Annotated in this window: 22 protein-coding genes and 2 pseudogenes; 17 read left to right on the top strand and 7 right to left on the bottom strand. The window is 35.5% G+C overall.

Annotated features, from left to right (window positions below):
* From CD003_RS20915 to CD003_RS20905, 4 genes and pseudogenes are all read left to right on the top strand, one after another.
* Positions 1-702 (top strand): Fic family protein (locus tag CD003_RS20915; protein WP_218838269.1); only part of this gene is annotated, 702 nt, incomplete at its 5' end.
* Positions 703-1,257: 555 nt separating this feature from the next.
* A pseudogene (locus CD003_RS22800) lies at positions 1,258-2,313 on the top strand (cache domain-containing protein); the annotation flags it as partial.
* Entirely contained in the window at positions 2,311-3,258 is a 948-nt protein-coding gene (locus tag CD003_RS22795; RefSeq protein WP_373558593.1) for a methyl-accepting chemotaxis protein, read from the top strand. The pseudogene CD003_RS22800 and the gene CD003_RS22795, both read left to right, overlap by 3 nt.
* A gap of 462 nt (positions 3,259-3,720) precedes the next feature.
* The gene (locus CD003_RS20905) at positions 3,721-5,403 is read left to right on the top strand and encodes a methyl-accepting chemotaxis protein (RefSeq protein ID WP_179295662.1); all 1,683 of its coding nucleotides are present in this window, start codon (positions 3,721-3,723) and stop codon (positions 5,401-5,403) included.
* A 187-nt stretch (positions 5,404-5,590) separates the two neighbouring features.
* Here the strand turns inward: CD003_RS20905 and CD003_RS20900 are convergent, their stop codons facing one another.
* On the bottom strand, positions 5,591-5,785 hold the full coding sequence (locus tag CD003_RS20900; RefSeq protein ID WP_096203195.1) for an aspartyl-phosphate phosphatase Spo0E family protein: 195 nt from the start codon (positions 5,783-5,785) through the stop codon (positions 5,591-5,593).
* Positions 5,786-6,384: 599 nt separating this feature from the next.
* Positions 6,385-7,023 (bottom strand): recombinase family protein, encoded by a 639-nt coding sequence (locus CD003_RS20895; RefSeq protein ID WP_096203194.1) that lies wholly within the window; start codon positions 7,021-7,023, stop codon positions 6,385-6,387.
* A 268-nt stretch (positions 7,024-7,291) separates the two neighbouring features.
* Between CD003_RS20895 and CD003_RS20890 the strand changes: the two genes are divergently transcribed.
* The 4 genes and pseudogenes from CD003_RS20890 to CD003_RS20875 all read left to right on the top strand — a co-directional run bounded on the left by CD003_RS20890 (position 7,292) and on the right by CD003_RS20875 (position 9,308).
* Positions 7,292-8,080, top strand: coding sequence for a hypothetical protein (locus CD003_RS20890; RefSeq protein WP_096203193.1), 789 nt, complete (start codon positions 7,292-7,294; stop codon positions 8,078-8,080).
* Positions 8,081-8,093: 13 nt separating this feature from the next.
* Entirely contained in the window at positions 8,094-8,480 is a 387-nt protein-coding gene (locus CD003_RS20885) for a hypothetical protein (protein ID WP_096203192.1), read from the top strand.
* Between the two features lie 6 nt (positions 8,481-8,486).
* A pseudogene (locus CD003_RS20880) lies at positions 8,487-8,765 on the top strand (4-hydroxy-2-oxovalerate aldolase); the annotation flags it as partial.
* Between the two features lie 267 nt (positions 8,766-9,032).
* Positions 9,033-9,308, top strand: a complete 276-nt coding sequence (locus tag CD003_RS20875; RefSeq protein WP_096203191.1) for a DUF2798 domain-containing protein — start codon at positions 9,033-9,035, stop codon at positions 9,306-9,308.
* 395 nt (positions 9,309-9,703) lie between these two features.
* Here CD003_RS20875 and CD003_RS20870 read toward each other — a convergent pair whose 3' ends face one another.
* Positions 9,704-10,045 carry a winged helix-turn-helix transcriptional regulator gene (locus CD003_RS20870; protein WP_096203190.1) on the bottom strand — a complete coding sequence of 114 codons (342 nt, stop codon included), beginning with the start codon at positions 10,043-10,045 and terminating at the stop codon, positions 9,704-9,706.
* A 399-nt stretch (positions 10,046-10,444) separates the two neighbouring features.
* Here CD003_RS20870 and CD003_RS20865 point away from each other — a divergent pair, with 399 nt between their 5' ends.
* The 8 genes from CD003_RS20865 to CD003_RS20830 all read left to right on the top strand — a co-directional run bounded on the left by CD003_RS20865 (position 10,445) and on the right by CD003_RS20830 (position 15,009).
* Positions 10,445-10,861 carry a DoxX family protein gene (locus tag CD003_RS20865; RefSeq protein WP_096203189.1) on the top strand — a complete coding sequence of 139 codons (417 nt, stop codon included), beginning with the start codon at positions 10,445-10,447 and terminating at the stop codon, positions 10,859-10,861.
* Positions 10,862-11,180: 319 nt separating this feature from the next.
* Positions 11,181-11,711: a competence protein ComK gene (locus CD003_RS20860; RefSeq protein WP_096203188.1), complete on the top strand. Its 531-nt coding sequence runs from the start codon at positions 11,181-11,183 to the stop codon at positions 11,709-11,711.
* Positions 11,698-12,423, top strand: a complete 726-nt coding sequence (locus CD003_RS20855) for an N-acetylmuramoyl-L-alanine amidase (RefSeq protein ID WP_096203187.1) — start codon at positions 11,698-11,700, stop codon at positions 12,421-12,423. Before CD003_RS20860 ends, CD003_RS20855 begins: the two co-directional genes overlap by 14 nt.
* 129 nt (positions 12,424-12,552) lie before the next feature.
* The gene (locus CD003_RS20850; RefSeq protein ID WP_096203186.1) at positions 12,553-12,768 is read left to right on the top strand and encodes a DUF1659 domain-containing protein; all 216 of its coding nucleotides are present in this window, start codon (positions 12,553-12,555) and stop codon (positions 12,766-12,768) included.
* 102 nt (positions 12,769-12,870) lie between these two features.
* Positions 12,871-13,086, top strand: coding sequence for a DUF2922 domain-containing protein (locus CD003_RS20845; protein WP_257008415.1), 216 nt, complete (start codon positions 12,871-12,873; stop codon positions 13,084-13,086).
* A gap of 206 nt (positions 13,087-13,292) precedes the next feature.
* Complete coding sequence (locus CD003_RS20840) at positions 13,293-13,475, top strand: YvrJ family protein (protein ID WP_096200082.1); 183 nt, start codon at positions 13,293-13,295, stop codon at positions 13,473-13,475.
* Positions 13,476-13,766: 291 nt separating this feature from the next.
* Positions 13,767-14,339 carry a tyrosine-type recombinase/integrase gene (locus CD003_RS20835; protein WP_096203185.1) on the top strand — a complete coding sequence of 191 codons (573 nt, stop codon included), beginning with the start codon at positions 13,767-13,769 and terminating at the stop codon, positions 14,337-14,339.
* A 115-nt stretch (positions 14,340-14,454) separates the two neighbouring features.
* Entirely contained in the window at positions 14,455-15,009 is a 555-nt protein-coding gene (locus CD003_RS20830; protein ID WP_096203184.1) for a hypothetical protein, read from the top strand.
* Between the two features lie 197 nt (positions 15,010-15,206).
* Here CD003_RS20830 and CD003_RS20825 read toward each other — a convergent pair whose 3' ends face one another.
* From CD003_RS20825 to CD003_RS20815, 3 genes are all read right to left on the bottom strand, one after another.
* On the bottom strand, positions 15,207-16,442 hold the full coding sequence (locus CD003_RS20825) for an IS110 family transposase (protein WP_096202010.1): 1,236 nt from the start codon (positions 16,440-16,442) through the stop codon (positions 15,207-15,209).
* 362 nt (positions 16,443-16,804) lie between these two features.
* A complete protein-coding gene (locus CD003_RS20820) occupies positions 16,805-17,287 on the bottom strand; it encodes a hypothetical protein (protein ID WP_096203183.1) in 483 nt (160 codons plus the stop codon).
* Complete coding sequence (locus tag CD003_RS20815) at positions 17,287-17,496, bottom strand: hypothetical protein (RefSeq protein ID WP_142302909.1); 210 nt, start codon at positions 17,494-17,496, stop codon at positions 17,287-17,289. Before CD003_RS20815 ends, CD003_RS20820 begins: the two co-directional genes overlap by 1 nt.
* 331 nt (positions 17,497-17,827) lie before the next feature.
* On the opposite strand from CD003_RS20815, the gene CD003_RS20810 reads away from it, so the two are divergent.
* A complete protein-coding gene (locus CD003_RS20810; protein ID WP_096203216.1) occupies positions 17,828-18,052 on the top strand; it encodes a DUF3953 domain-containing protein in 225 nt (74 codons plus the stop codon).
* Between the two features lie 242 nt (positions 18,053-18,294).
* Here CD003_RS20810 and CD003_RS20805 read toward each other — a convergent pair.
* Positions 18,295-18,930, bottom strand: a 636-nt coding sequence (locus CD003_RS20805; protein ID WP_142302913.1) for an IS4 family transposase, incomplete at its 5' end; no start/stop codon positions are given.

The following is an 18,930-nucleotide window of genomic DNA, read 5'->3' as shown; positions in this document are numbered from 1 at the left end:
ACGGAAAAATACCGTCAAGGTCCTGTGTATTTAATGGATGAAGATGTAACAAAAACTGAACCAATTTATGTAGCGCCAGATGCTAATTATGTACAGCCGATGATGGATGATTTATTTACATTCATACATTCAGATGAAGTATTTATCAATCCACTTTTGAAGGCGTCTATTATTCACTTTTACCTTGTGTATATCCATCCGTTTTATGATGGAAATGGTAGAGTCGCAAGGGCATTTTCCTATATGTATTTACTGAAAAATGGCTATGATTTCTATAAGTTCTTCTCTATCTCAACAGTCGTAAATCAAAAAAAGAAGAAGTATTATAAAGCAATAAAAGATACGGAAGATTACGAAAGTGACTTAACTTACTTTCTACTAGCCTATTCTAAGATGACTTTACTATCAATGAGTGACATGATAGAGAAGCTAACCAAAGAAGTTGATCATGAAGTCCTCTTAAAGCAATTAGACAGTGACGAGATTATTTTATCGCCAAGGCAAAAGAAGTTCTTGAAATATATGAAAAGAAAAGAAACTAACATTACGACAATTGAAGAATACAAAAAAAGATCAAAGGTTGTCTATGAAACAGCAAGAAGAGATTTAATGGAACTATCGGAGCTCGGTATTTTTAAAAAAGTGAAAAAAGGTAAAAAGCATATTTTTAAATATGTAGGCTTAAAAGGATATTCTGAATAAGACCTACGTTACACATGCTAGTGGGCATGTGTAATTTTTTTAATTGGAAACCTATAAACCAACCAACGAAGAAAAGAAGGAAGAAACGTTAATTTATACGTTTATTTTTACAACTGTTGCTATGTGGCAGTTGTAAAAATGATATGAGAATAAAAGAAGATTAGAAGGAACCTTTATTTCTTCCAATCTTCTTTTATTCATTCCTTCTCAATTATTATTTGAAAGCCTATCAGCACGAAGGTAGAACCCTGCATAGTGATTTACGAACTGTGGTAGCAATGAAAGGATGAAATTATTTTTATTTGACTCATGTTGGTACATAACTCCTAGATATAATCTCGGTTAAATAGTAAATGATGAATAGACACAATAAATAACCACATTAAAAGGAAGTTTACAGAGAAGTCTTTGGAAGTCCTCAGCAAGAAACACGAACAAAAAAGCAAAAAATAATCTGAATATATAAAATATTTTATATAAAAAGTTATGGTAAAATAGCCATTGTACATTTCTACTATTACTGTGTTGTTTATTATAAATCTAAGGAGGAATTATATGTTTCGTAAAATTAATACGAAATTAGTGCTATCATTTATAACATTAATTTTCATTATTTTAACATCAGTCTCTACTACCACCTATTTCTTAAGTAAAGACTCTATAGAAGAGACTGCAAGAGTACAAGCTAATTCTAGTGTACATGAAATGAAATCAGTAACTGAACTTTACTTGGATCAGTACAGTACTAGTGTTGATCGATACAGTAGTAATGAAATGCTCATTCAGTTTTTACGTGATTCACAGAATGAAGATTCCAACTTCAGTTGGGAAAGCATTCAGACTGACTTTGAAAAATACTTAGAAGTATATCCAAATATCACACTTGCATACATTGCTTCTGTTAATCAGAATATGTACACGGAACCCTTTGTTGACTTACCGAGTGATTATGATCCTACAACGAGACCTTGGTACATAGATGCAATTCAAAATCCAAATGAGGTTATTTTTACTGAACCATATATTGATAGTAGTAACGGAGAATATGTATTAACTGTTGCTAAAGCAATCATTGATCCTCAAACGAATCAGACGTTAGGTGTCGTGGCGAATGACTTAAGTTTAGATTCACTAGAACAAATCATTAGCGAAACTTTTGTAGGATATGATGGATATTCAATATTGTTAGATAAACAAGGAGTAGCTTTAGTTCATCCTAATGAAAGAGGAAATGATTTATTTCATTTAGACTTTATACAATCAATGTATCAATCTGAAGAACAAGGGTATTTTGATTACATTTATAATGACCAAGCCCGCGTTTTATCCTATGGGACGATTGAACAAACGGGTTGGAAAGTGGGAACAGTTTATTTTGAAGAACGTTTACTTGAAGAAGCTAACCATTTCTTATTTATCATTTTTCTAGTTTCATTGATCGGGATTGGGGTAGCTATAGTGGTGACTTATTTTATCTCCCAAAGTTTGACCAAACCTATCTTGAGATTAAAAGAGCAAGTAAACAAAGTAGCGGATGGAGATTTAACTGTTTACGTAAAATCAAAGTCTAAGGATGAGATTGGTGAACTATCAAATCACTTTAATGATATGGTAAGGAATATGAAAAAGCTTATTTCTTCTGTAGAACACTCTGTGACAGAAGTCTCACAAGCATCGGAGAATTTAAGCGCTATTTCAGAAGAAACAACAGCTTCTAGCGAAGAAGTAGGAAGGGCCATCGCAGAAATTGCTAGGGGCGCAAATCAACAAGCATCTGATATTGAATTAGCAAATAAAAAGTCATTTACTTTATCTTCACAAATAGAGAAAGTTAGTGAACAAAATGAACAAATGAATGTCTTATCAAAAAAAGTGGACGAATCTAGTCAAAAAGGTGTAGCTCAAGCTGAAATCTTGAAAGTAAAAACAAATGAAACAAGCGAAGTTATTCAATCGGTAAATACGGACATTTCAAATTTAGTTAGTAAAATTAAAGAGATCGAGACAATAATCGGTAGTATAAATGAAATTTCCGAACAAACCAATTTACTAGCGTTAAACGCATCAATTGAGGCAGCTAGAGCTGGAGAACATGGAAAAGGGTTCGCGGTAGTGGCATCTGAAGTTCGGAAGTTGGCTGAACAATCTTCGGTAGCTACAGAAAAAGTGAAGCAAACCATTTTAGGTATTCAAGAAGAAACTACTAATGTGCTGGACACAATGGACAAGTCGAATAAAAGTTCAAAGGAACAAATTCAGGTAGCTCTAGATACCGAGAACGTATTTAAATCAATTAATAATAATTTACAAGATATTTTACAATCAATTAAAACGAGTAATGATGATATTCATGCAATGAATGGTTCGAAAGATGATGTGATTGGAACCCTCCAAAATGTTAGTGCTGTTGCTGAAGAGTCGGCCGCTTCAACCGAACAAATTACAGCATCGACTGAAGAACAGGTTAGAGCGATTCAATCGATGGCAAAGTCAGCTGAAAACTTAAATGAATCTAGTGAAAAACTTAGAGAAATGATAAAAGGATTTAAAATATAATTGAAGGAAAGCCATGGATTAAGTGAACTCCATGGTTTTTTTTGATTAGTAAACTAACAGTTGCTTAGATATATTGATGCATAATTCCCATCGATAAGAAGAACTGATCCTCTATTAATTTATCCGAACTTATGGCTATCAAACAGAGTTTTATTTTTAAGGTAATAACCTGAATTGAAAGCGTTTGGCTGAAATAATAAAAAGGTATAGATTTAATTTGCGAAATATGTCGAATTTTGACTCTTAGTTTCACTGTAAACATTACGACTTTTGTTGCATAATGTCTATATATGTAAAGTGCATAAGTACTATATTTATGGTAATAAAAATTTTCGAGAAAAGAAAAAAAGCAAATAATTATAGAGGCAGTTTTTTGAATTTTCCTTTTTTTATCGAGTACTTAGGATAGTGTTTTTACATTTTCGTTTTGACTACGAAAAAATTTATATGGGGGTACAACTTATGAATCTATGGAACAATTTAAAAATTAGGTGGAAAGTGCTACTTGCTTTCTTTTTAGTTTGTATCATTTTTATAACTGGTGGGATTACTATTTATCTTCAGTTAGATATTGTAACAGATGAGGTAGAAAATTTAGAAAGAAGAAGTGACAGGGCAGTAATAATAACGGATATTGGAGCATTAACACGCTCTAAATATATTCTAGTAAGTGATTTTGTTAGAAACGGTACATATGATGAGAACTTCTATACTATTCAGGATGAAAAATTAACTGGATTTCTGAACTCTATCTCTACTAGAATGCACACTGATCAACAACAAGAACTTTTTCAATCTATTGTGAGTGGAAATGATAAGTTTGATGAACTTGCTATAGAAATATTTAATGGGGATGAAGAAGCTCAGCAGACGCTTATTTCTGAATTGGATGTAATCCGTCACGAAATGGTTTTGGATACACTTGAACTTGTAGATATAGTCAAAGAGCAGGCTCATTATGCGGCTGACATGGCATTAAGCAGTGTCGATAAAGCGAAAAATGTATTTTTTATTAGTTTTGTTATATCGTTGGTAGTTGGTTGCATTATTTTTATTTTACTTAGTAATCAAATTAGCCGAAACTTAAAAAAAGCTGTCGATGTTGCCCAATCAGTTAGTCAAGGTAATCTTGATATTGAAAAGATACATACTAAGTCAAAAGATGAAATTGGCGAACTGAGCACAGCGATGAATTATATGCTCGACCAATTACGTGAATTAATACAACATATTAGTCATACTTCTGAACAACTTGCTGCAAGCTCTGAGCAATTAAGTGCAAGTTCAGAAGAAAATAGCAAAGTCTCAGAAACAATTAGTGAATCTATTCAGGTAGTGGCTACTGGTACTGAAACACAATCGCACTATACGCAAGAAGTGGAGAATACAGCACAGGAAATGGCGACAGGTATGCATCAAATTTCTCAAAGTATGCAATCGGTTAATGAATCTGCCCTGACTACTTCACAAAGCGCAGTTGAAGGAAAAGAAGTAATTAATCAAACAATTCAACAAATGAACCAAATTAATACTCAAACTAGGAATACTTCAGAGGTAATAAAGCAATTAGGTGGAAAATCCGAAGAGATTGGTAATATTATTTCATTGATTACGAGTATTGCTGAACAAACAAATTTGTTAGCGCTAAATGCGACGATAGAAGCTGCTCGTGCTGGTGAACATGGCAAGGGATTTGCTGTTGTAGCAAATGAAGTTCGTAAATTGGCTGAACAATCAACTGATTCATCCGGTAAAATTGGAAGGTTAGTGAAGGATATTCAAACTGATATTCAGCAATCAGTGGAACATATGACTCATGGCAGACTACAAGTAGAAGAAGGGTTAAACTATGTAAATCAAGCAGGTACGTCCTTTAGCACCATTTCTGATTCAGTTCGACATATTACAGGTCAGGTACAAGACGTATCGGCTTCTCTCCAGCAAATTACTTCTGGTTCAGAAGCTATGTTAGAAAACATTAGAGAAACCGCAAACATTGCAAAAGAATCGGCTAATCATGCACAGAATGTAGCAGCATCAACCGAAGAAAGTAATGCTTCTATGGAAGAAGTGACAGCATCAGCAGAATCCCTAGCTAAAATGGCTGAGGAGTTACAAGAGACTGTTCGTGTATTTAAATTGTAGGTAAGTATTATATTATAGAAAATAGCAACCTAAAAGAGTCGCTTCCTTTTCAGAGGGAGGTGACTCTTTTAGGTTGCTATTTAGGAAGCTTTCACCCCATTAAAAGGGAAAAAGAAGCAACTGATTTGGGGTTTTTCTTTCATGAAATTCAATACCAACTACCTTTTAATTGCTTTTGGTAGTCTAGTTAAACTACTAATTTATAATAAGCTTGTATATTTTTATTAGTAGTATATAAGCTCCGCCTAATGTTTAATAACTGGTCTAATTCTTGGCTACATTTAATAGTAGTGCTATGTGTAAGCCCCTTTGTAATACCTACTTGAATCATTTCTTCTCTCTTTTTTTCTATGATTGCCTCTAACTCTTCCTTATTATCCATGACTAATTACTCCATATCGTTGTAAAAATTTGTGTAAACTCTATTAATGATGACTAATTCTAGGTGTTTACATGATATTATGCTCATATAATTGGTTATATTTAAAGGGTTTCGATAAAAAAAGACAAAAAAAGAGCTTGGATACGAGTAAAGACCTATACACTTCATTAAAGAAACTTCTTAAGTTATTAATTTAAAAAGTACAAAATCATATAGTCAGGCTAATGAGAATTAATAAAAAAAGACACGGAGTACTAATACACGATCGTTCAATAAAACTAAGTTAAATGTTTACTGGTCAATACTTTACTTAAAAGTAATATATCATCATAAATTTGTTTTTTTACGAGTATATCGTCACATCTATTGTAGTCATTAATTAACAAATTAATTTCTTTAATAAATATAACCACTTCTTCGTTAGAAATCATTAATATCTCCTTCAGTGTAGTCTTAGAATTGTATTTAGTGGTAATTTAATACTAAGATGTATATCTTAATTTAGGTAATAAGTAATAGTATAATGGAAAGTGCACTAAAAAGAGATACCTTCGACAATTGTTTTATTAATTCGACAAGGTAAATTTAAAGAGTATAGTTTAAGCCCTATACTCATACTCCTTCACAATCTTATAAAACGTATTCTTCTTTAACCCAAGCAATTCCATGAAACGAACGCCAGATAATTTCTTTTCCTTCCATATTATATAGTTCTCTTCTAGAGTCTTATATTGTTCTTTATTTAAACTATCTAAATTAAACTTAGGTCTCCCTAAATGTTTGCCTTGAGCTTTGGCTACAGCAATTCCTTCTGCCTGGCGCTGACGAATCTTTTTTCGTTCTTGGTCCGCTACATAGGCAAGGAGCGATAAGAATTGATCCTCCATTAGCTTCCCCATGTCTCCCATGTCTCTAAAATTACGACTATCAAACAATGTTTCATTTTCGAGAATGATAATGTCTGCTTTTAACGTGCGAGTAATATGCTTCCATTCTGCAATAACATCGTCATATGACCTACCTAATCGATCAAGTGCATCTATATAGATTAAATCTCCTTCACGAATTCTTTCCCGCAACGCTTGATACTGAATTCGATCAAAATTAGCACCACTAGCCTTATCCATAAAAATGTCTCGCTCGTCAATTCCTTTAGCAATCATTTTTTGCAACTGCCGTGCTTCATTTTGATCTTTACTTGAAACTCGAATATAACCAAATACTTTTACGTTGGACATATAACCCTCACCTACTAGACTAGTTTCCTTGATTATACAATTTTTAGATGTAAAAGTGTTAGTTATTTTATAAACGTTTATAAAATTATTTTTATACCTTTTTAAACTTTTAATAGTAGTTTTTTTGATGCGTCCTAAAAGTATACCTTTGTAAACGAAATGGAAGGAATAGTCTTGATAGCGATCTTTTTTAGGAAAACGGGTTTGAGAAGCTAGCTTTTCTGATACTATAGAATAAACTTATAAATTCTGAACGGTGGTGTAAGAAATGGAGAGGATTCAAATTGGTCGAGATACTAAGACGATTGTTAGCACCTCGAGTAAAGGGGATCAATCGAAGTGGTTAGTAGGGGATAAATGGATTAAAGAAAATACTCGCGGTTATGAGAATATGGCAGAATATGTTGCTTCTCTTGTACTTAGCTGTTCAACTTTGCCTAAGACTTCTTTCGTTTCCTATACACCATGTTTGATAGAAAAAGATGATGGCACAATTACCGAAGGCTGTTACTCCTATGACTTTCGAGGTTCTTTACAAGAGGTAACACTTGAACGACTTTTTGAAGCGAACTTTGAAACAACAGATGATATTTTAACAACCACAGGCTACTCAACTGAAGATAAATTTAAAATCATGATGGACAAGGTTCACCAATTTACAGGATTAGATGTATCAAATGAAATAGCTCGTATGTTAGCTTTCGATGCATTTATACTAAATGAAGATCGCCATACAAATAACATTCTTTTTCTATTTAATCCAATTACAGAAGCTTGGCAGTTAGCCCCTATATTTGATCATGGTTTAAGCTTATTATCAGATCTAAAGGATTACCCACTAGACAAACCTATGAGTATTTTAAAGAGAAAGTTAAAAGCTAAACCTTTCAACTCCTCATTTACAAAACAGCTAGCGTTATATATAGGGGATCCATTTATTTATCGTGAGGCACTAATTGAAAAACTAACGGAAACTCCTTTTAATCTTGGTAGAGCGAAGGAAGTTGTCCTTTCGCAATTAAAAGATGTTCATTTGCAAAAAATAATTATCGATTAAAGAAGGTGTCGTTATGATCGACTATATGAAATTTGATGTTATGCTGTTTGATGATGTCATTGCGACCGTAGATTTAAAACCAGTTGGAAGTGACAAACCATATGTCATCAACTATATTGAAGGGTTTAACAAACAGTTTTCTCCTAACCCAGAAGGGTACATTACGAAAATAGAATTAGAAAAGTGGCTTAAGTGGCGTGTGTTTCCAGAAACAAGAGTGAATGCGGATGAATTACTCGCATCCCTTGGTTTAAATAGCTATAATCGCTGGGCTATTGTCCGTAAAACACATGGTGTTATGGCAGATGACGAGATTTGGTTGCGTTTTATGGGAGAATCATTAAAGCATCGAGATGTGACTCTACGTAAAGAGCTTTTTTATCCAGAATCTAAGGGATAGAAGGTAATGCTTGTGCAGACAGGTGTTGATTTATACAAAATCATGGATGTCGCAGAAAACATCGTGGCACCATTGCTACAAAAACCACAGGAAATCACACGCGACAGCTTAGTACTAGGCTACGCAGGCGTCTACTCAAGCTTCTTATTACACGCCCAAAAAGCATCTGCACGCTTTGGCGTTGATGCACGCGATATCCTAATGGAAATCGGCAAACGCAAAGCAGTCGGCGGCCAAGAGGACCTAATCTTAGACGTGGCATCTGAATTAAGTCTAGCAAAGTAAATCGGTTGTGTTGTCATATCCTCCGCCTCCTCTATCCTTGGAGGGGGGGTTTTTTTGGGAATTGTAGAGTTAAGGTAAAACAGCGGAACGTCGTGTCCCACGAGACCTCGTTAAGAAGAGGATTTAAGGAAAATAAGTAACATTAACCCGCCATCCAAATAGTTAGAGTTTCTAATATTTCCATTATAGAAATATTGATGGTAAAATATAGTCATTTATAAGATAGTGTGAAAATTTAGAAAGTTATCTTTGTATGAGGGGGAGAACATGGACATTAACGCCAAATTCAAACCGATTATTTTTACATTTTTAATGGCTTTTAGCATGTCTTGTTTCATTTCATTTATTTTGGTTTCGATAAATAACGGTTATAATAGTACATTTTTAACCACGTGGCTAAAAATGTGGTTTCAGGCATTTATCTGTGCGTTCTTTGGAGCGTACTATTTTCCAAGATTCATCCAACAACTAATGAAGAAAATAAATTTTGTAGAGAAACCATTAGAGATACAGAATAGTAGAATAGTAGAAAAGCAGGATTAATGGGGTTGGCGAATTTTCCAAACGTTGAGCCAATGCCGACGATGATTCCACTGAGAATAATCGTAGTCGTGAGAAAGAGTACTCCCTCCAAATAGGCTGTAATGACAAATGCCAACGTACCACTCCCATAAACCCCAATGAAGAAGGGCAACAATGGTCAGTTTTTGAAGGAATTTAGTTTGAAAAAGAATGTAGAAAACCTAAATACAACGCACTCGCAACTGTGAGGAGAAACCATAGAGACATAACTTAAAACCTTCACTTTCAAAGCTAACACCGCATATTGCTCTTCTTTAAATATGCTTATACTCATACACTTGGTCGACTATTTTTATAGTTTCCTAAGCAATTAGAAAGAACAGGAGATTGGGATTCCTGTTCTTTTAGCATGGTTATTATATCTTCTCGTTCGTTTCTTCGTATAATCCATCAATATGCTTTACATGTTCTGATCCCCAATTACTCATCATCTCTAAAAGTGGAATAAGGCTTTTTCCATGCTCTGAAAGAGAATATTCAACTTTTGGAGGTATTTGTGCGTACACTTTTCTATTAATCAAATCATGAGTTTCTAATTCCCTTAGTTGTGACGTGAGCATCTTTTGAGTGATACCTGGTATAGAGCGTTTCAATTCATTAAACCGAATTTTATCGCGCTTTATCATTTGAAATAAAATCTTATGCTTCCATTTCCCTACAATGGCTTCTAAAGCTGTGTCTACTTTACATTCCGACAAATCTAGCCCTCCTTAGTGGTTCCCTTTTGTATACTATATTACTTTTTAGTGCGTACTTACCAAATTCATTTATATAATTCATAATAGCAAATAACAACAGTTGTTGTAAGCATGAAAGTAATTATGGGGAGGTGTAAGTATGGCAAAGTGCGCTTGTGGTAACACGAAAAATGCAAACGGAAACTGTGATGGTTCTCATCTAAATAGTAACAGTGAACAGAAGAAGTAATCTTATGAAAAGGTCAAGATTGCATAAGAGAAATCTTGACCTTTTCTTGTAGATTATTGTGGTTTATATTTTCAAAGAAGCACTTATAATTTTAATATTAATATCTCAGGTCAAGATAAAACTACTGAATTTAGGTTTGCATGCATTTCTAGAAAATTGGAGGATCAATTATGTCAAACAGATATGAAATTGGAGCATTATTATTAAGATTAGTATTAGGAATTGTATTTATCGCGCATGGTTCAGCAAAGTTCCAAGGTGGTATCGAAAATATTGCAGGTTGGTTTGCTAGTATTGGCTTACCAGGTGGATTAGCGTATATTGTAGCCATTATAGAATTGGTTGGAGGTATTGCGTTACTTCTAGGCATAGGAACAAGAATTGTTTCTGTATTGATAGGACTTATTATGATAGGAGCAATTATTACAGTTAATTTTCAGGCAGGATTTTTAGATGGCTATGCGTATGATTTAGTGTTACTTTTTATTGCAGTTTATCTGGTATTGAACGGTAGTAAATTGTATTCTCTTGAACACCTTTTCATTAAAAGTTCAGAGAACAAAGATTCAGTTATATCACGTACATAGAGGATATCCCAAAAGGTAAAGATACTCCTTTTGGGATATCCCTTTCTTATTTTACTTAAAGGCAGTCTCTAATGATTCCCTCTCATACCTTAACAAAAGTAATATTTCCTATGGTATAATTTACTAAAATACTAAAAGGAAACGCTTACACTGTTAGTAAGTACTTCTTACATAGTTAACCTCAAATTGTACGAAAGACCCTATAAATCCGCACCTATCAAGTTGATAGACAACTAGCTCATCATCTTCTTTTTTTCTATATTTATAATAATTTCACGTAATAACAAGCTGTTAATTACATAGTAAGGAGTTGGTATAGTTGGAATGGCCTCACGTTGAAGAGTTTCTTTCTTATGGACAAGCATTTTACCCTGTTAATTCGGAAGGTAGTGGCGATGTATTAATGATCTTACTAGACAATGGAGATAGAAAGATCGTGAATATGTCTTGTGATACATTTCTTAAACAATTGTTAATGTATTACGGTACAAGCATGTCAGCCAGTCGGCAAAGATATGGTTATTTCTTAGGGAAAAAGCAAATGGTTCCTGTTCCTTTATCACACGGTAAGACGCTGATTCCTTTTCATACGAGAGAGCCGATTGGGAGGCAATCAAAGACTGGTTGGGTTATTGCTAAAGAAATTGATGCATTCAGGAAGAAGACTCTTCATGAAACTGAGGTTCAGCTTGGTGCACATTCTATTTCAGTGAAGCATTCAAGCAAATTCTGCTTTGAACAATTAAAGAACGCTCGCTGGATTGAGCTATGTTTCCAAGAGCTGCACGGTCATAGTACGCAAGGGTGGAATTTCTTTCAGAATGTGAGGGGTGTCTATGAGAAAGTTTAAGAGTTATACGTTAGAAGAATTTACTGCGTGGATACGTCGATTTCAGGCAACCAGACCGATCAATCATATTCAAATACACCATACATGGCGGCATAGAAAAACCGATTACAAAGGTGAGCGGACGATCTGGGGGATGTGGAATTATCACGTAAATACGAATGGTTGGCGTGATATTGGCCAGCATTTCTCGATTGCCCCGGACGGAACGATTTGGGACGGTCGTGATCTAAACCAGATCCCAGCTGGGATTTCAGGTCATAATACTGGAGGGATCTGCATTGAAATGATCGGTGACTTTGATCGTGGACAGGAAACGTTAGAAGGAGAGCAGTTACATGCAGTCCTTGGTACGGTGAATGCATTGCTACAACGATTCTCCCTTACAACAAAATCAATAGTCTTCCACCGAGAACATTCCGCTAAGACTTGTCCAGGTACAGGGATCGATAAGACTTGGTTTATTAATCAAGTGACAGGGTGGAAAGAGAAACCTATAGCTCCAGCACCTGCGCCGGTCTATACGGCAACACCTTTTCCTGACGTCCCTGATCACTATCACGGAGTCTATGCGATTAACGACATGAAGAAGGCCGGTATCATCAACGGCCATTCCGATGGTACATTTGGATTTGGAACTCAGATCACAAAAGAGACTCTTGCCGTCGTACTGCATCGATTTGCAGAAGTCTATCAATTAAAGCCACAAAAATAGGAAGGAAAGCACAGTCTAACAGCTTCATAGCGCTTTTGTTTAGAGGCAGGCACCCTTATACAATGAGGGTGTCTTATTTATTAGAAAACCTTTACGGTTTTCTAAATTCAAAGAAAGGAGATTGATAGTATGGCTATGATTTCAATTGAACGAGTCTCTCTTGTCCTAGTTGTTTCTGAAGGGATTGACTTAAATGGAGAGCCTATCTACAAGCGTCGTACGTACAACAATGTAAAAGACTCCGTTACACCACAGAGCGTTCTGACTGTAGGAAATGCATTAAGCAGCTTAAGTACAGATATGCTTGATAAGATCCAGACGAACCAGTTAACTGCTTTTTATTAAGAAGTAGCTTCAAGGGTAGTGAGCGAACCGCTGCCTAGAATGGCGCACAACGGTGAAGCCATTGCTAGTAAATGAAAATACTAAAGAAAGGAGGCGTTTCGGTTGAGTAAAGTATTACAACTCGTCTTCAACACAATGGGAGGAAGTAAACGAACATTTAACATCGTCAACCCAGCAGAACCCGTTGATCCTGTAGCTGTAAAGGCCGCGATGGATACAATTGTCGCTGAAGATATTTTCAATGAAGGTATCGTTAGTATTGATAGAGCTCGTTTAACAGAACGTAACGTTGATGTGATCGAGCTACCAATGGCTTAATAAAGACATAATGCAAGCGAGAGAGAAGGCATAATGTCTTCTCTTTTTTACTACCAGTAAATAGCTTACTCAAGGAAGTGCAATGGCTTTGCTCACTACACGTCTAACAACAGAAAGTCACTGTTGTTAGACTCAAAACAAGGTAGTGGCTACACTCATTGCGTTAAGTAAAACAACATTCATATTTTACTATAGGAGGGATTCGCATGGACTGGATAACGATGGTGGCTGAGGTGAGCTTTCCAATTCTAGTAACGTTCTACTTGCTTAATAGAATTGAAAGCAAACTAGAGCACCTTTCTCGTACAATCTCAGAACTTGCTAAGCAAGTGAATACGAGTAATGACCACAATCCAAAGCTCATTCATGGAAATAGAAGCTCAATTTGAGCTTCCTATTTTTTTAGTAACCCATTCAGAGAAGGCAATGGCTCCGCACACTACACGACTAACAACAAGAAACCCACTTGGTGTTAATCTCAAAACAACGTAGTGGCTACGCACATTGCTTCAAACAAAAAGTGAAGAGCTTTTTTTTGTTCTAAATTAATCTTACATAACGGTCTTGTGTCAGATTTTCATAGGACCCAATAAACCCATACACAGCAAGGTTTCCAGTATGGAAAAGAGGCACAAGTAAAAATAGCTGAAAATATGACAAAAAGAAGGGAGGTGAACACAATGGAAACGGTCCAGCCAATTCGTGATCGAGAGAAGATTGAAGCAATCAAAAAGATCCTACGTGCATCGTCATTACGTAATGAGTTGTTATTTGTGTTAGGAATCAACTCAGGGCTACGGATCAGTGATTTACTGAAACTTTCGTTCAGTGATGTAGTGAAAGACAGAGGCAGAGCAGCAGAGCGTCTAGAAATCCGGGAACGGAAGACAAAGAAAATGCGTGCAGTCGCCATTGGTGTGAAAGTCCAGCGCTTGAACGATCAGTACCTCACAAAGGAACGAAAAGGAGCAGACCGTACAGAACCGTTGTTTCTGAGTCAAAAGGGAGGAAAGGCAATTAGCCGGCAACATGCCTACTACATACTAAGCTGCGCAGCGCGTGCAGTCGGGATTACAGAGCGAATTGGAACACATAGTCTTCGGAAAACGTTTGGCTACTTTGCTTATAAGCAAGGGAGAGATCTGGCTATGATTCAGAAGTTGTTGAATCATTCGAGCCAGGAGGAGACGTTACGGTATATTGGGATTACGCAGGAGCAGATGGATGAGGTTGTGGTAGGGTTGGGGCTGTGAGAGGGGAGAAGTAATTCTAATGAATTGAGTTACTATAGGTCTACGTATTAAGTTTGTGAAGTGTTACACTTAAAGTAATGGAGCAGATTTCTTCATTTTATAAGGAGGGGTAACTTTGAAGAAGGTAAAGGGATTTTTAATATTATCAGTTATTGGAATCGGAATTGCATTATTGGTATGGAATGCAAGTACCCAGACATTTCTAGTAGAGAAAGAAATAAGGGAAATAGAAGAGTTAAGTAAGTTTGATGACCGAAATATTTTACTACCAACATACGCTCCTTTTAAAATCCACGAAGTTGATTATGAGGAACTTTACAGTGGAGGACGTGCAATTAAGGATAATGAAATTGTGTATGTTGATGAAGATAATCTAGACTATTTAACCCCGAAAATTCACTATCACTCTAATGATAAACCTAATAGAGAAATGGAAGTCTTTATTGGCAAAAGTCTGGATAATATTATATATGATGAGATTGTTGAGTTCGGTGATGGTCTTAAAGGGTTTTATCGTGTTCATCAAACAAGACAATTTTTCGTTTGGGAACAGGGTGGTGTCTTTATAGATATGGCGGTTACAACCGAAGATGAAACACAACTATTATCGGTTGAGGAAATTGTTAAAATAGCTGAATCGTTTAAGAAGTTGGACACGGGAACAACTTAAATACAATCAATATTAAATTAGCGGGTAGCGATAGCTTAATAAAGGCTATCGCTGTTCTGCTAAACCAGCTAATAGTTTGTCAATATTTTTCTATAAAAATCTTAAAAACCACATGCTATACTAAAAATAGACATACCAAATAACCTTCCTATATTATTTTATTGGAAGGTTTTGTTCTATTTAGTTATATATAGAGTTTAGGCTATATCTTGGAAAGCACTCTTGCTATTTAATAGGGCGTAAATCCAGTGTAAGAGCTTATTAACACAAGCAATAACAGCTACTTTAAAAGGTTTTCCTTCCTCACGCTTTTTATCATAAAACGCACGTAATTTCTTATTACGAGGAATGATTTCATCACTCGTCTTCTTTTTGCGACAATCACGTATGGCACAGCGGACTGCCATATATAAGGCATGTCGAAGCCTACTTGACCCTCGCTTCGTAATTCGGTTTCTGGTAGCTGTAAACTTACCAGACTCGAATACACTAGGATCAACACCAGCGAAAGCTACAAGTTTCTTGGGATTATCAAATCGGTCTATCTCACCAATTTCAGAGATAATCGTTGCCGCGATCTTTTCTCCGATACCAGGGATAGATTTGATAATATTATATTCTTCAATTTCTTTGGCAAGGGCATCTATCTCTGACTCTAACTTTGATAGGTGCTCTTTATATTGAAGAATAATATTGATGAACATTCCAAGGCTTAAAATATGGCTTTGGTAAACAGTCTTTTCGAATGGATTACGTTTAGCCGCAGCTATAAGTTCATTCGCTTTTTCGTTTGCCCATCTTATTGAACGACTCTTACAAAGCTCACTTATCTTTTCAGTTAGTATCTCTTCATTCACGTTTAGAATATCTTCAGAAGATGGGAACTCTAATAAAGTTAAGAGCGACACCACTGAATATAAATCGCCAAAAACCCCTCTATACTCAGGGAATACTTGGTCAAGGATGGCTTGGAATTGTAATTTAGTTTGAATCAGTGTACCTGTAATATTTTCATGTTGTCTTGTTAGATTACGAAGGTTTAAGAGTTGAACTCCACGCTTTTTATAGGGTTCTAACTCTTCTTTGTAAAAGAGCTCGCAGAGGTGATAAGCATCAACCGCATCGGTCTTAACCTTCCTTAAACTCGAACTTTTCGCCTTATAGGAAATCAGTGGGTTAATGATAATCAACAAGTACCCACGTTCCTCTAAGTAATGAACCACTGGTGTTTGATAATGCCCTGTTGACTCTAAAATAATTGGTGGTTTTACACCCGATTGTTCTTTCACTTCCTCAAGAAATTCTCTAAGAGAAGCAAGCCCCTCCAAGGTATGACTTATTTTAAAACTCTTACGAAATGGATTCCCCTTATCAAGAAATGCTTGAACCTGACTTTCTCCCTTTGAAACATCCAGACCTATGACTGGATTCATTTTTAATCTCCCTCCTAAACTATTGATTTGCCAGTAACCCCTAATCCTCCATGCAGTATCACAGCTTCGCTTGTTATACGAGATCTAGGTCCCAACCAGCCTCAATCATGTTTCTACAAGTAGGGGGCGAACTGTTTAGCAGACGGGGTCAATGCCCCACGAGCAGTTACGTTCTACCCTGGCTACTGTTATAATAAGACCATATAAAATAAGGTCAACCAGAAATATTTTCTTATCTGGCTAACCTTATAATACGAACGAGCAGAAGAGTTTCAAAAACAATTTCCATAATAAAACCAAATTATAATCAATTTATATGAGAAATTTTATGGGTGGATTTATAAACGAACGATGGAGAAAAGTCATAAAGTTGAGAAATATGGAGAATTCATTGCAATTCCCTTTGTGATTTCACGGCGTGTCACTTTCACAAGTTCATTCGTGTCTTGATAAAGCTTTTTTGAAAGCTTTATTCCGTCACCGGTTTGCGCCGCTGCTTGAACGGCTTCTTTTTGATTGAACGGAAGCACAATCGGAATTCCTTCATTGTTCAACGAATACATAGTTTGATAGAATCCGTCTTCATAGCAATCTTGCAAATATCCGTTCATGTCGGAATACCAATTGGAATTCATCTTGCCGTAAACATTTTTCAGGTCTTTCAGCAATGATTCTTGATATTGCTTTTGATAAATGACCGATTGCGTCTGTTCACGGGATTGCAGAACTTGAATTTTGTCTTCAACCTCTGCAATCGCCGTTTGATATGACTTTTTCAGCTTTTTTAAAACCTGATATTGATCACTATTTTGTTTTTGAAGGATTTCTTTTTCCCATTTTTTCATTAAACATCATCTTCAACCGTGATTCCGTCAATTACGTCACCCGTTCCGTCGTCCATTGGATCAGCTTCAGGATCAGGAAGCTTTGATTTGATTTCCTCATAGTCAATATCAAGCACATCGCAAATGTTCTGAACAACAAGTTCATTTCCAAGTGTGGCTTCAAGCGTAAGCAGCGTGTTTATTTTCGTCTGTTCCGTCTGTGCGTCCACAAGTTCAATATCTGCGTTATCTTTTGCATTTGTCATGATTTCGCGTTCAAAATCAAAGTAAACGTCTTTTAGTATAGGAGTTTTAATAGCTTCTATTATTATGGGGATTATTACATATCCATTATATTAAAATTAACTCTATTTTATATTAGTTACTTCTTTAATTAACGTGTAGCAATCCTTGAAATAAGAAGGGATTGCTCTTTTGCTTATTGAAGTAAAGGGCAGAAGAGTTGAATAAAGGAAGTACATTTTTTACACATAAATTTTATGAATGTTACGATTAAGTAAATGACTTTTCAGGAGTATTGGGGGGAGAAATGTTTTGAAAATGTTAAGAAATATCTTATCGGTTATTGTAATTGTTTTAGCGGGTTATAGTCTTTTTACTCAAAACTTTGAGTTTATGCCTTATTTAATGCTGATATTAAGTTTCTCTGTATTACTGACAGGAGTAATTGAACTTAAAGAAGATAAAATAGCATTTTTGGGCTATTTCAGTATTTTTGCTTCTTTGTTTGTATTTTTTGTTTCTATAACGATGTTGTTAAGCTAACGGGTGCAAATGCTGAACAAGGGTATTCGCCTTTCTTTATTGAAGTAAAAAGCAGGATTCTTAAAGAAGTATTTTCCATAAAATAACTAATATATCACTAGTGTTGCATAAATATTGTTGGAATTTTCAGTTTTAATGTTTTCTCTGCTTAGAGCCAAAAAAGGAAATACCTAACCAAAGGTGGTTCCATCCATTTGGATTTTTTTTACAATTGAGCATAAGTAACGACGACAATTTGTTTATTAAGGGACTGCTTTTCCTTCAATTTTTCGAATCCAGATATACGCTGGTTTCCATAGCGCAGCCCTTAAATAACGGCTAATTTGTAAGGTTTTTCGCTTGCTATTCGTTTCGATTTGAACGAGAACATGCAGGCAAAAAACAATCAGTGCAATAAACACTTGATTTTGAATCGCCCATTCGCTGTGACCATAGAACTTTTTAATGTTGAGATGCTGTTTTATCCATTTGAAAAACAGTTCAATTGCCCAGCGTGATTTATACATCTCAGAAATCTCTTCAGCACTCAAATCAAAACGGTTAGTGATTAAATGAAGCTCATTTCCTTTTGAATCCTTCACTTTTAATAGGCGAAAGTAATTTTCACTACGGTTTTGAGTTGTACCAATCAATACCATTTGATCTGATAATACTGCTGAACCTTCTGGTAGTTTAAATTCATAAACTTCGCGTACGACCGCATTTTTACGTAGTCTTGAAAGAAAAAAGTAGCCATCATCCGTCATGCGATCAAATCGCTCGTAATCAAGGTAACCACGGTCAAACACATACATGCATTCTTTGTTATCAATCATCACTTCAAGTTGACCACGATCGTGTTCTTTTGCCGTTGTAATAACAGCTTTTTCAGGATAGGA

The sequence above is a fragment of the Bacillus sp. FJAT-45350 genome, assembly GCF_002335805.1.
GTDB lineage: Bacteria > Bacillota > Bacilli > Bacillales > NISU01 > FJAT-45350.
This window is presented reverse-complemented; position numbering and strand designations above follow the sequence as displayed.